This window comes from Inquilinus limosus, from assembly GCF_051487185.1.
In the GTDB taxonomy this organism is placed as follows: Bacteria; Pseudomonadota; Alphaproteobacteria; order DSM-16000; family Inquilinaceae; genus Inquilinus; species Inquilinus limosus_F.
Map to the genome: position 1 here is coordinate 88026 of NZ_JAHVDK010000033.1, position 11974 is coordinate 99999.

An 11974-nucleotide genomic window follows, 5' to 3' on the forward strand; every position below is an offset into this window, starting at 1 on the left:
GCTCTCCTGTGGGGTCATGCCGCGGCGCCGACCGCGATGCGCGGGTCCAGCGCGCCGGAGCGGTAGCGCTTCGCCATCTCGGGCAGGGGCAGGGGCTTGATCTTCGCGGCCTGGCCGGCGGTGCCGAACTGCTCGTAGCGTTCGCGGCACAGCGCCTCCAGCGCGGCCATCGACGGCTGCAGGAACTTGCGCGGGTCGAACTCGCCCCGCTTCTCCACCGCCACGCGGCGGATCTCGGCCGCCATGGCCAGGCGGCAGTCGGTGTCGATATTGACCTTGCGCACCCCGTGCCGGATGCCGCGCTGGATCTCCTCCACCGGCACGCCCCAGGTCTTCGGCATCTCGCCGCCGAAGCGGTTGAACTGCTCCTGCAGCGCCTCGGGGACGGAGGAGGAGCCGTGCATGACGAGGTGGATCTCCGGCAGCCGCTCATGGATCGCCTGGACCACATGCATGGCCAGGATCTCGCCGTCCGGCCGGCGCGAGAACTTGTAGGCGCCGTGCGAGGTGCCCATGGCGATGGCGAGGGCGTCGACCCTGGTCTCGCGCACGAACTGCACCGCCTGGTCCGGGTCGGTCAGCAGCTGGTCGTGGCCCAGCGCGCCCTCGGCGCCGTGCCCGTCCTCGGCCTCGCCCTGTCCGGTCTCGAGGCTGCCGAGCACGCCGAGCTCGCCCTCGACCGACACGCCGACGGCATGTGCGGTCTCCGCCACCCGGCGGGTGATGCCGACATTGTAGTCCCAGCTGGCCGGGGTCTTGGCGTCGGCCTCCAGCGACCCGTCCATCATCACGCTGGTGAAGCCGTGCTGGATGGCGGAGAGGCAGGTGCCGTCGTCGTTGCCGTGGTCCTGGTGCAGACAGATCGGGATGCCGGGATGCATCGCCTCCGCCGCCTCCACCATCTTCGCCAGCATCAGGTCGCCGGCATAGGAGCGGGCGCCGCGGCTGGCCTGCAGGATCACCGGCGCGTCGACGGCGCGGGCCGCGGCCATGATCGCCAGGATCTGCTCCATGTTGTTGATGTTGAAGGCCGGCACGCCGTAGCCGTGCTCGGCGGCGTGGTCCAGCAGCTGTCTCAGCGTGATGCGGGCCATCGGGGCCTCCTTGGGTTCAGTCGGGGCGCGGGCTCTGGCGTTCTGTCCTCACACCGCGTGCACGCCCTGGGCGGCCTTGACCATGTGGAAGGCGACCAGGAGCTGGGTGAGGGCGAGGGGGTGGCTGACCACGCGGCCGGCGGCGCCCTCGTAGCGGCCCAGGCCGTCGCGCAGATGGCTGGCCTCGGGGATGTGCTCCCAGAGGTATTCCTCCACCCGCTCGGCGCGGCGGTCGGAGATCGAGCCGCGGATCTCCAGCACGTCGACCGGCTTGCCCTCGTCGCGGGTCAGCTCGAAGCCGACGCTGCCGTCGCCCACCGCCTCGATCAGCCGCGTGAAGTTCGGGTGCGGCAGGGTCGGGCGCAGGATATGGGCGACGTCGAGGCGATGGTCGGTGTCGGGCGACCCGCCGTTGTTGGCGCCGGGCGGGCGCTGGAAGCGGATGACGATGTCGGCGAACAGCCGCTGCGGCCGGATGAAGGTCGGGCTGTCGTATTCCCGCTTCTTCAGTGATTCCAGCACCTGCTCTGCGGTGTAGCCGCGCTTGGTGGTGTCGCGGTGCACCTTCCAGCGGACGCGCAGCTCCTCCTCGGGGTCGAGGTAGATCTTGACGTCGTAGCAGTCGCGCATCGCCCTTGTGGCATAGCCGAGCAGCCCTTCCGCCACCACGAACTCCTTCGGCTCGATGTATTCCGGCCGGTCCAGCGTGCCGTGGTCGTGGTTGTAGATCGGCTTCAGGATCGGCTGGCCCTGGCGCAGCAGCTGCAGATGCTGCTCCAGGATGTCGATGTAGTTGCCGGCGGGGTCGAGGGCCGAGACCCCGTTCGCCGCCCGCTCGCGCCGGTCGTAGCGGTGATAGTCGTCGGTGCAGATCAGGGTGCAGCGCTGCGGGCCCAGGATCTCGGCAATGCCGCGCGACAGCGTGGTCTTGCCCGCGGCGCTGTCGCCGACGATCCCGAGGATGATCGGCCGGTCGAAGGAGGGCTTGGTCATTCTTGTCTCCCATCTCGGGTCGTGAGCCTCGGGCGCGGCTCGGAAGGATTGGGCCTGATCCAGCTGCGGCCGGCGATGTCGCCCCCTCCCCGAGGGGGAGGAAAAGGGGAGGGGGCTGCCTCCGCCCGGAAGATCGCCGCGGCGGGCGGAGGGATGGTGGGGCGGGGTGGCGGCGGCGCCGCCTGTTTCATCCTCCCCCTCCCCTCGCGGGAGGGATAGGGGGAGGGGGCTGTCTCGGCCAGAGCCGCCGGAGCGGCCGGTGCCACCCCCTCACCCGAAATCGCTGCGCGATTTCGACCTCTCCCCAAGGAGAGGTGATGCGGGGCTCGGCTCATGTTCCCCTCTCCTCGGGGAGAGGGAGGGGCCCGACGCCGAAGGCGGCGGGAGGGTGAGGGGGCGACTCCGGCCTCGACAGGTCGTGCGTCACCGCCCCGCCTCCGCCGCCTCGACATAGGTGGTCAGCACCTGCCAGCGCCGGTCGGGCGCGGTCAGCATCAGCGACTGGGTGCGGATGCTCGGGCCCCGGCGCGACACGCCCTCGAACAGGAGGCCGGTGGTGATGCCGGTGGCGGCGAACCAGACGCGGTCGCTGCGCACCAGCTCCTCGACCGTCCACCAGCGGCTCGTGTCCATGCCCTCGCGGGCCACGGCGGCGCGCTCATGCTCCAGCTGCGGGTCGATGCGGCCCAGGAACTCGCCGCCCAGGGCGCGGATGGCGCAGGCCGCCAGCACCCCTTCCGGCGTGCCGCCGGTGCCCATCAGGCAGTCCACCCCGCCGCCCGGCATGGCGGCGACGATGGCGCCGGCCACGTCCCCGGCCGGGTACAGGGCGACGCGGGCGCCGGCGGCGTGGATCTCCTCCACCAGCCTGCGGTGGCGCGGCTTCTCCAGCACATAGACGCAGATCTCGGAGACGGGCTTGCCCAGCGCCTCGGCCAGCAGCCGCAGCTTGTCGCGGGTCGGGGCCAGCGGGTCGATGCGCCCCTTCACCGCCGGCGGCCCGGCGAACTTCTCCATGTAGAAGGCGGGGCCTGGGTCGAACATGGCGCCCTGCGGCGTCATGGCGACGGCGGCCAGGGCGTTGGTCTGGCCGTTGGCCAGGTGGCTGGTGCCGTCGACGGGGTCGACCGCGATGTCGACGGCGAGATCGCCGGCGCCGCCGCGCCCCAGCCGCTCGCCCTTGTACAGCTGCGGCGCCTCGTCCTTCTCGCCCTCGCCGATGACGACGCGGCCGTCGATGTCGAGATGGTTCAGGACGGTGCGCATGGCGTCGACCGCGGCGGCGTCGCCCTCGTCCTTGCGGCCGCGTCCGATCCAGTCGAAGGCGGCGCGGGCGGCGGCCTCGGTGACGCGGCGCAGCGCGTAGATGAAGCCGTCCTCGGCGATGGCGGCACCGGTCATGCGCATCTCCACCCGTTCCCCGCGAACCGGCCGGGAGGACCGAGGCGGGGGCTTTGATCGGCGGGGAGTCTCGCGCTCCCCATGGACCGTCAGGATCGGGGAGGGGACAGCGAACCGGAACGCCCGCCCGGGTGGGCGGGCACGATCTTACGGGTGGGGTGGGAGCTACCCGGATGGGTGGGATATCTGTGGAGACGATCTAGCATGGCTGAAAGGCGGAAACCCAAGAGAGCACGTCCGACCGCCTTGCTCCAGTCATCGCGCTCATTCATATACTGTTGCTAGGATCGCCCGGTTCTGATGGGATTACGAGTCTCCGGCCACTTCATGCTGGACTTATGTTGTCTGATTATTGCATTGTGAGTGAAATCGTATAGAGGAAGTAAAACATGTCATTCAATTTGAGCATACCCGGCGATAAAAATTTGGAAATTAATTTGAATTGTGGGGATGTAATGTTTGTTCTTGGCGCAAATGGGACTGGAAAATCTAGTCTCATGCATAAATTATACGAGACTTCTTCGGGAAATGTTCGTCGTATATTAGCTCACCGTCAAACATGGTTTCACTCGCGCGCCATAAGTATGTCATCCTACGATAGAAAAAATGCGGAATCAAATATTAATGCCAGTGATAAAAGTATTGATTCTCGATGGAAAGATGATTACTCGCATCAACGCGCGGTGACATCGATTTATGACCTTATAGATGCCGAAAACCGTCGTGCGCGCCTAATTGCTGATGCCATGGATTCGCAAAATGTTGAGCTTGCGAGTGAGCTTTCCAAGAAGGATTCGCCAATTAAGGTTATAAATGATCTCTTAAAGTTGTCTAATTTACAAATAGAAATTTCCATTCGCGATTATGATGAAGTTATTGCTAATAAATCGAATTGCAATCCTTATAGTATTGCGGAGCTCTCCGATGGAGAGAGAAATGCATTGTTGATTGCTGCTGATGTTTTGGCCGCAAAACCAAAATCACTCATTCTAATTGACGAACCTGAGAGGCACCTGCATAGGTCAATTATATCGCCGCTTATAACATTGCTCGTTGCTCATCGTTCGGATTGTACATTCGTTATCTCAACGCATGATGTGATGCTGCCTCTTGATAATCCGAGTTCGCGAACGCTGCTGCTCCGAGCGTGCACTTATAAAGATTCCAACGTTACAGGTTGGGATGCCGACTTGATCGCTTCCGAAGCGGAGATCGATGACGAGCTTAAGAAAGACATCCTCGGGGGGCGTAGAAAACTTTTGTTTGTGGAAGGAACGGATCGCAGCCTCGACAAGCCCATTTATAGTTTGATATTTCCTAATGTATCTGTGATCGCAAAGTCCTCATGCCGAGACGTAGAGCACGCAGTATCTGGAATTCGGAGTGCCAAAGATCTTCATTGGCTGCAAGCATTCGGTATCATCGATAATGATAGACGTGTACAGGCAGATATAGAGCAGTTACGCACCAAAGGTGTGTACGCCATCCCGGTCTTTTCCATCGAATCAATTTACTACAACTTAGATATTCAAAAGCGAGTAGTGTTGCGACACAGCCGTGTATTGGGTACTGATGCCGAACAATTGCTCGAAGGGGCGCGAGTTAGTGCCTTGGAGGCGCTGCGGCCACATATCCAACGCCTGAGTGAGCGTGGCATAGAGGCTACCATCAGGCAAAGTCTGATGAGCCGGCTCCCGCGGCAAAGCGATATCTCCGCCGCCCAACCGATCAATGTCGCAATCGACATACCGGCTGTAGTCGCCGCGGAGGTCGCGCGCCTTCAGCAGGCTTGTGACTCTGGCGATCTTGGCTTTGTTATTGAGAGATATCCGGTGCGAGAGACACCAGTTCTAGGACGGATAGCAACACATCTGGGCTTTCGAGGGCGAGAACAATACGAAGGCGCGGTACGAAAGTTGCTGATGGACGACAGGGACGCGCTTGATTTCGTTCGGAGTCTATTTGGAACTTTGGCCGCCGACATCGCGTCGTAACCTTTTGAAGGTGGCAGGCACAGAATGGCGATCTCGTGCCCAAGAGGGTGTTTGGATATTAGCCGCCTATCGAACCTTGGCTGCCTCCACTCCTTCTGGCTACGCTACATCGCTTCTCAGCACGTCCCACTGCCAGCAAGATCCCGCCATGCCCCCCATCCCCGCCCGGGACGCGATGGTCAACCTCTATGTCCGGGACGTGGAAGGCCTCGCCGCCTTCTACCGGGAGGCGTTCGGCTTCGCCGAGACCTTCCGCACCCCGAGCGAGGGCGCGTCGAGCTGCGGCTCGGCGCCTTCGTCCTCGGCTTCGCCTCGATCGCGGCGGCGAAGGCGATGCACGGCCTGCCGCTCGACGCCGGACCCTCAGGGCCGGCCGGCCCGCCGCGCGGCGAGATCGCGCTGTGGACCGAGGATGTCGACGCGGCGGCCGCCGCCCTCGTCGCCCGCGGCGCGCGCCTGGTCTCGCCGCCTCACGACTTCATCGGCACGCTGCGCGCCGCCTGGCTGGCCGACCCCGAGGGCAACCACATCCAGCTGGTCGCGAAGCTGCCCACGGCGTAAGAGTTCCTGCTATGGCCGACCTCTCCACCCTCTACCGCGCCTATATCGACTGCCTGAACCGGCGGGACTGGGCGCGGCTGGGCGATTTCGTCGACGACGGGGCGCGCCACAACGGCCGGCCCTTCGGCCTGGCCGGCTATCGCGCGATGCTGGAGCAGGATGTCCGCGAGATCCCCGACCTGCGCTTCAATATCGGGCTGCTGGTCTGCGACCCGCCTTATGTCGCCGCGCGGCTGGACTTCACCTGCTCGCCCAGGGGCCGCTTCCTCGGGCTCGACGTCGACGGCCGCACGGTCTCCTTCAGCGAGAACGTGTTCTACGAGTTCCGGGGCGGGAAGATCGTGCAGGTCTGGTCGGTGATCGACAAGGCGGCGATCGAGGCTCAATTGCGGGGGTGAGGATGAATCCGCCGCCACGGGGTTCATAGGACCGTGTGTCGCTTGTGCTGACCATATTCCGACGGCGATTCCGAAACCATCCAGATCGTGGCGAAACGTCCTGCCCCATAGTCGGTCAGCGAATCCCGGGCCGCAGATCAATTGATGGAGTGCCGCCAAAAGGATAAAATTTTCCTCGTTTTCAGGCCGGCTGGAGCTGATGGGTCAGCCGGCCATGCCGACCTGCGACAGGGGTGGAGCCATGGCCGAGCACGCCGCCGGCGCCTCCGTCTCATTCAAGGATCTGGAGCGGCAGAGGATCGCGCAGTGCTGCTGTGGGGCGCTCCGGGCCGAGGTGTCGGGCGATCCCGCCCTGATTGCCGCCTGCCATTGCGAACAGTGCCAGCGCCGCACGGGTTCGGCGTTCGGGCTCATCGCCTTCTTCCCCGTCGACCAGGTCAGAACCGAGGGCGTGAGCAGCGTCTTCGTGCGAGACGGTCAGAAGGGCCGGAAGCTTCATTTTCACTTCTGCCCGAACTGCGGCACGACCGTCTTCTGGGAGGCCGACTTTCGGCCGGGGCAGGTCGGCATCGCAGTCGGCGCCTTTGCCGACCCGGGTTTCCCGGCGCCGACGGTATCGGCTTGGGAACAGTCCAGGCATCCCTGGATAGACTTCCGGTGCGAGCTGCTCCAACTCCCGCAGCAGCGATCCTGACGGTGCGTTTGCCAAGGTTGCGCGCCGAGCCTCGGGAACCGTCCGTCTCGATCGGATCACTGGATCCGCCGTCGTCCGTGCCGGTTCCATAGGGTCGTCCATCACATATACTGACCTCCTTCCTATCGTCGGGACGACGATGCCGGCAGCGCGGAGGCGGAGATGGCGACGATCGAAGGCACCCCGGGCGACGACCACCTGGTCGTGCAGGGCGACGACCCGTTCTACAGCGTCAACCCGCGCACCGGCGCGGATGTGATCGACATCCTGCTGCCGGCGACCAGCGAGACCTCGATCCATCTGGAGGATGGCGGCGACACGGTCCATGGTGGCGACAGCTGGGACACCGTCTATCTCTCCGGCGGCGGCAACCGCCTGTATGGCGGCGCCGGGAACGACCTCTTCGCCGTGTCGGGCGTCGGCGCCGGCAACCTGATCGACGGCGGCAGCGGCGCCGACACCGTCTCCGCCGGCGGTGCCGACGGCGCCTTCATCACCCTGGCCGAGCACCGGGCGGCCCTCCGGTCGCCGGAGTCCGGGCTGCTGGTCCAATACGACCTGCGGGGCATCGAGAACCTGCGCGACTCGCCCGGGAACGACATCCTCGTCGGCGACGACGGCCCCAACCGGCTGGAGGCGACCGGGGGCGCCGACCTGCTGTCCGGGCGCGGCGGCGACGACGTGCTGACCAGCCGCGACGACATCCCGCCCCGCAGCTCCGGCAACGACACCTTCGTCGGCGGGCGGGGGGCGGACACCATCACCACCGCCGGCGGGGCCGACACCATCCGCATCGACCGGCTGGTGGAGAGCCTGCCGGGGCGGGCGGACGTCGTCACCGATTTCAGCGTCAACGACACCCTCGACCTGTCGCGCATCGACGCCGACCAGACGGCGCCGGGCAACCAGGCCTTCACCTTCATCGGCGCCGCCGCCTTCAGCGGCACGGCCGGGGAGCTGCGCACCGAGCGGCTGGGCGACGGGCTGCTGGTCTCCGCCGACGCCGATGGCGACGGCCTGGCCGACATGGCGGTGAGATTCCAGCGCCTGGCCGGGATCGCGGCCGCGGACATCCTGCTCTGACCGGCGGGGCCGGCGCCGCCCCCTCACCCGAAATCGCTGCCGCGATTTCGACCTCTCCCCAAGGAGAGGTGAAGGGGCCGTGGCTCGCATTCCCCTCTCCTCGGGGAGAGGGAGGGGCCCGGCGCCGAAGGCGACGGGAGGGTGAGGGGGAGAGCCGGCGGGCCGGTTGATTCCGCCATCACGGGTTCCATAGGATCGCACATCGCCTATACTGACCATCTTCCTATCATCGCGACAGCGAAGCCGACACAACGGAGGCAGGCATGGCGACGATCGAAGGCACCCCTGGCAACGACCATCTGATCGTGCAGGGCGATGAAGACTTCTACTATGTCAAGGCATACACCGGCGCGGATGTGATCGACATCATCCTGCCGGACACCGCCGGGGTGGGGCTCCATCTCGACGACGGCGGAGACACGGTCAATGGCGGCGACAGTGTCGACCTGATCGGCTTCAACGGCGGCGGCAACCACCTGTACGGCGGAGGCGGGAACGACGATTTCAGCGCGGTATCCCTCGGCGCCGGCAACCTGATCGACGGTGGCGGCGGGGCCGACACCTTCGATCCCGAGGGCGGCCATGCGCGCGACGCCGCCTTCATCACCCTGGCGGAGCACCGGGCGGCCGTCCGCTTCGAGTCGTCCGGGATCTTCTACCAGTACGACCTTCGGAACATCGAGAACCTGAGCGACACGTTGGGGAACGACATCCTCGTCGGCGACGACGGGCCCAACAGCCTGTCGACGGACTCCGGCGACGACCTCCTGTCCGGGCGCGGCGGGGACGACACCTTCACCAGCTACGACGAGGTCTCACCCTCCGGCAACGACACCTTCGTCGGCGGGCGGGGGGCGGACCGCATCCACACGGCCAACGAGGTCGACACCATCCGCATCGACCGGCTGGTGGAGAGCCTGCCGGGGCATGAGGACGTGGTCCTGGATTTCAGCATCCGCGACATCCTCGACCTGTCGCGCATCGATGCCGACCAGACGGCGCCGGGCGACCAGGCCTTCGCCTTCATCGGCACCGCCGCCTTCAGCGGCACGGCGGGAGAGCTGCGCTACGAGCGGCAGGGCACCGGGCTGCTGGTCTCCGCCGACGCCGACGGCGATGCCCAGGCCGACATGGCGGTGGTGTTCGAGCGTCTGGCCGAGATCGCGGCCTCGGACATCCTGCTCTGACGGTAGGGCCGGAGTCGCCGGCCGAGTCCGCCGCCACGGGTTCCATAGGACGTCGTATTACCTATACTGATCGCCTTCCTATCATCGCGGCAGCGAAGCCGACACCGACGGAGGCAGGCATGGCGACGATCGAAGGCACCACCGGCAACGACCACATTATCGTGGACGGCGACGACGAGGACTACCGCGTCAACGCCTATACCGGCGCGGACGTGATCGAGGTCCGGACGACGACCGCCAGATGGACGTCGATCCATCTGGAGGACGGTGGGGACACCGTCCATGGCGGCGAGATCGAGGACAATATCCACTTCACCGGCGGCGGCAACCGCCTGTATGGCGGTGGCGGAGACGACGCGTTCGCCGCGTCGGCCGTCGGCGCCGGCAACCTGATCGACGGCGGCGCCGGGTCCGACACCCTGAACCTCGCGGGCACCGGTGATGGCGCCTTCATCACCCTGGCCGAAGGCCGGGCGGCGGTCCGGTCCGAGCATTCCGGGCTGATGTATCAATACGACCTGCGCGACATCGAAAACCTGATCGATACGGCCGGGAACGACATCCTCGTCGGCGACGACGGCCCCAATCTGATCGAGACGACCTTCGGCGACGACCTCCTGTCCGGGCGCGGCGGGGACGACGAGTTCAGGAGCTACGACGAGATCGAGCCCGGCTCCGGCAACGACACCTTCGTCGGCGGGCTGGGCGCGGACCGCATCCACACGGCCAACGGGGTCGACACCATCCGAATCGACCGGCTGGTGGAGAGCCAGCCGGGGCGCGAGGATGTGGTCATGGATTTCAGCGTCCGCGATATCCTGGACGTGTCGCGGATCGACGCCGACCAGACGGCGCCGGGCAACCAGGCCTTCACCTTCATCGGCGACGCCGCCTTCAGCGGCACGGCCGGCGAGCTGCGCTATCAGCGCCAGGGCGACGGGCTGCTCGTCTCCGCCGACGCGGACGGCGACGGCCAGGCCGACATGGCGGTGGTGCTCGAGCCGCAGCCGTACCAGCAGCTGACCGAGATCACGGCCTCGGACATCCTGCTCTGAGGGAAGAGGCCGGGGCCGCCCGAGATCGTCGTCCTGGATTCCAGCGCACCGATCCCGCACACTCCACACTCCCCCTCCCCTTGCGGGAGGGGGTAGGGGGAGGGGGTGCCGATCGAAGAGAACCGGCGCGGGATTGATCGACATTTCTGCCAGGGTCGTGGCGACGTCCAACATCGGCCCTGGCGGCGCCAAACCCCTCCCCCTACCCCCTCCCGCAAGGGGAGGGGGAGGATGAAAAGCATGGCCGGCTACCCCCTGTCCCTTTGCAGCAGCACGGCCACCGCCTGGGCCCGGTTGGCGGCGCCCAGCTTCTCGTACAGGTTGCGCAGGTGGAACTTGACCGTGTTCGGCGACAGGCCGAAGCGCCGGGCCAGCCCCTCGTTGCTCAGCCCCTCGGCCAGCCGCTCCAGCAGCTCTCGCTCGCGCACGGTCAGGCAGGCCAGCGGGTCGTCGGGCGCCCGGCCCAGGTCGAGGAAGGGGAACATCATGCGGCCGCGCGCCACCTCGGCCACCACGTCCAGGAGGCGCTCCGGCGGCTCGGATTTCGACAGGAAGCCGGCGGCGCCCAGCTGCATGGCGGCGCGCGCCGCCGCCGGCTCGGCGCCGGTGTAGACGACGATGCGCGGGGCGGAGTCCCGGCTCCGCAGCGCCTCCAGCACGGCGCGGCCGTCGCCATTGGGCATCACCCAGCCGATGATGCCGACATCCAGCGCGAACCGCGCCACGGCGTCCAGGAAGCGCTCGCCGTCGCTGGCCGAGACCACCAGCTCGAACCGCCGATCCTCGCCGAACAGCGACTGCAGGCCGCGCAGCACCAGCGGGTTCTTGTCGGCCAGGCCCAGGCGGATCGGGTTCGCCTCAGCCCCGCCCAAAGCGGGCGTCAGCAGCGACTGCGGGGAAAGAGGAGGGGGCCTGGTCATCCGGTGCGCTGGGTCAAGGGTTCCGCCGGATGCTATCCCGTCCGCGCTCCGCTGTCCGTCGTCCTTGGGGCCAAGGCGCGGGGGCAGGGTGGTGTAAACACATTGTGCAGTTGTATTAATCTGTGATCATGTTCATGATATGTTCCATGGACAAGGCGCAGACCGATCCGGCCCCGGAGGCCCCGGCCGCTCCCGAGAAGGGGCGGGCGGCGGATCTGCGCGTGCTGGCGGAGCTGGTCGAGATCCAGATGTCGATCGCCCGGGCGACGCAGCAGGAGGCGCTGCAGGCGCCGCAGCCCGGCGTCGACTACTGCCAGCGGATCGCCACCGCCTCGCGCGCCGTGCGGCTGAGCAGGAGGACTGGCACGCGCTGCGGGTGAAGCTGGCGATGATGGCGGCGGCCTATGAGGTRTCCGAGGACGGCGARGAGGCCGATCGCCGCGCCGCCGAGCTGACCGAGCGGCTGGAACGGCCGGAGGTGGTGGAGCTGGTGGAAGCCAGCCGGGCGGAGGTCGCGGTGGCGGCGCTGTGCCGGCGCTGGGGCTATCCGGTGCAGGCGGAGCGCTGGCTGGAGATGGCCGACGAGGCGATGGA

13 protein-coding genes are annotated in these 11974 nt (G+C 66.6%); 9 read left to right on the top strand and 4 right to left on the bottom strand.

Features of this window, described 5'->3' with window-relative positions:
- Nucleotides 1-14: 14 nt before the first annotated feature.
- From fba to glpX, 3 genes are all read right to left on the bottom strand, one after another.
- Entirely contained in the window at nucleotides 15-1094 is a 1080-nt protein-coding gene (gene fba / locus KXR53_RS29985) for a class II fructose-bisphosphate aldolase (RefSeq protein ID WP_437379186.1), read from the bottom strand.
- 48 nt (nucleotides 1095-1142) lie between these two features.
- On the bottom strand, nucleotides 1143-2087 hold the full coding sequence (locus tag KXR53_RS29990; RefSeq protein WP_437379188.1) for a phosphoribulokinase: 945 nt from the start codon (nucleotides 2085-2087) through the stop codon (nucleotides 1143-1145).
- 423 nt (nucleotides 2088-2510) lie between these two features.
- The gene (gene glpX, locus KXR53_RS29995; RefSeq protein ID WP_437379190.1) at nucleotides 2511-3488 is read right to left on the bottom strand and encodes a class II fructose-bisphosphatase; all 978 of its coding nucleotides are present in this window, start codon (nucleotides 3486-3488) and stop codon (nucleotides 2511-2513) included.
- Nucleotides 3489-3877: 389 nt separating this feature from the next.
- Here glpX and KXR53_RS30000 point away from each other — a divergent pair, with 389 nt between their 5' ends.
- From KXR53_RS30000 to KXR53_RS30030, 7 genes are all read left to right on the top strand, one after another.
- Complete coding sequence (locus tag KXR53_RS30000) at nucleotides 3878-5482, top strand: AAA family ATPase (protein WP_437379192.1); 1605 nt, start codon at nucleotides 3878-3880, stop codon at nucleotides 5480-5482.
- Nucleotides 5483-5506: 24 nt separating this feature from the next.
- On the top strand, nucleotides 5507-6043 hold the full coding sequence (locus tag KXR53_RS30005) for a VOC family protein (RefSeq protein WP_437379194.1): 537 nt from the start codon (nucleotides 5507-5509) through the stop codon (nucleotides 6041-6043).
- Nucleotides 6044-6054: 11 nt separating this feature from the next.
- Nucleotides 6055-6441: an ester cyclase gene (locus tag KXR53_RS30010; RefSeq protein WP_437379196.1), complete on the top strand. Its 387-nt coding sequence runs from the start codon at nucleotides 6055-6057 to the stop codon at nucleotides 6439-6441.
- A 241-nt stretch (nucleotides 6442-6682) separates the two neighbouring features.
- The gene (locus KXR53_RS30015) at nucleotides 6683-7135 is read left to right on the top strand and encodes a GFA family protein (RefSeq protein WP_437379198.1); all 453 of its coding nucleotides are present in this window, start codon (nucleotides 6683-6685) and stop codon (nucleotides 7133-7135) included.
- Between the two features lie 162 nt (nucleotides 7136-7297).
- Complete coding sequence (locus KXR53_RS30020; protein ID WP_437379200.1) at nucleotides 7298-8218, top strand: M10 family metallopeptidase C-terminal domain-containing protein; 921 nt, start codon at nucleotides 7298-7300, stop codon at nucleotides 8216-8218.
- Nucleotides 8219-8481: 263 nt separating this feature from the next.
- Entirely contained in the window at nucleotides 8482-9405 is a 924-nt protein-coding gene (locus KXR53_RS30025) for a M10 family metallopeptidase C-terminal domain-containing protein (protein WP_437379202.1), read from the top strand.
- Nucleotides 9406-9524: 119 nt separating this feature from the next.
- A complete protein-coding gene (locus KXR53_RS30030) occupies nucleotides 9525-10460 on the top strand; it encodes a M10 family metallopeptidase C-terminal domain-containing protein (protein ID WP_437379204.1) in 936 nt (311 codons plus the stop codon).
- A gap of 248 nt (nucleotides 10461-10708) precedes the next feature.
- Here the strand turns inward: KXR53_RS30030 and KXR53_RS30035 are convergent, their stop codons facing one another.
- Nucleotides 10709-11380, bottom strand: a complete 672-nt coding sequence (locus KXR53_RS30035; protein ID WP_437379206.1) for a LuxR C-terminal-related transcriptional regulator — start codon at nucleotides 11378-11380, stop codon at nucleotides 10709-10711.
- 146 nt (nucleotides 11381-11526) lie between these two features.
- On the opposite strand from KXR53_RS30035, the gene KXR53_RS30040 reads away from it, so the two are divergent.
- The gene (locus KXR53_RS30040) at nucleotides 11527-11760 is read left to right on the top strand and encodes a hypothetical protein (protein ID WP_437379208.1); all 234 of its coding nucleotides are present in this window, start codon (nucleotides 11527-11529) and stop codon (nucleotides 11758-11760) included.
- Nucleotides 11757-11974, top strand: a 218-nt coding sequence (locus tag KXR53_RS30045; protein WP_437379210.1) for a hypothetical protein, incomplete at its 3' end; no start/stop codon positions are given. The genes KXR53_RS30040 and KXR53_RS30045, both read left to right, overlap by 4 nt.

What these genes read in the sequence shown, in the direction of transcription:
- fba (WP_437379186.1), bottom strand. Translation starts at nt 1,094, where the DNA reads ATGGCCCGCATCACGCTGAGACAGCTGCTGGACCACGCCGCCGAGCAC.
- KXR53_RS29990 (WP_437379188.1), bottom strand. Translation starts at nt 2,087, where the DNA reads ATGACCAAGCCCTCCTTCGACCGGCCGATCATCCTCGGGATCGTCGGC.
- glpX (WP_437379190.1), bottom strand. Translation starts at nt 3,488, where the DNA reads ATGACCGGTGCCGCCATCGCCGAGGACGGCTTCATCTACGCGCTGCGC.
- KXR53_RS30000 (WP_437379192.1), top strand. Translation starts at nt 3,878, where the DNA reads ATGTCATTCAATTTGAGCATACCCGGCGATAAAAATTTGGAAATTAAT.
- KXR53_RS30005 (WP_437379194.1), top strand. Translation starts at nt 5,507, where the DNA reads ATGGCGATCTCGTGCCCAAGAGGGTGTTTGGATATTAGCCGCCTATCG.
- KXR53_RS30010 (WP_437379196.1), top strand. Translation starts at nt 6,055, where the DNA reads ATGGCCGACCTCTCCACCCTCTACCGCGCCTATATCGACTGCCTGAAC.
- KXR53_RS30015 (WP_437379198.1), top strand. Translation starts at nt 6,683, where the DNA reads ATGGCCGAGCACGCCGCCGGCGCCTCCGTCTCATTCAAGGATCTGGAG.
- KXR53_RS30020 (WP_437379200.1), top strand. Translation starts at nt 7,298, where the DNA reads ATGGCGACGATCGAAGGCACCCCGGGCGACGACCACCTGGTCGTGCAG.
- KXR53_RS30025 (WP_437379202.1), top strand. Translation starts at nt 8,482, where the DNA reads ATGGCGACGATCGAAGGCACCCCTGGCAACGACCATCTGATCGTGCAG.
- KXR53_RS30030 (WP_437379204.1), top strand. Translation starts at nt 9,525, where the DNA reads ATGGCGACGATCGAAGGCACCACCGGCAACGACCACATTATCGTGGAC.
- KXR53_RS30035 (WP_437379206.1), bottom strand. Translation starts at nt 11,380, where the DNA reads ATGACCAGGCCCCCTCCTCTTTCCCCGCAGTCGCTGCTGACGCCCGCT.
- KXR53_RS30040 (WP_437379208.1), top strand. Translation starts at nt 11,527, where the DNA reads ATGGACAAGGCGCAGACCGATCCGGCCCCGGAGGCCCCGGCCGCTCCC.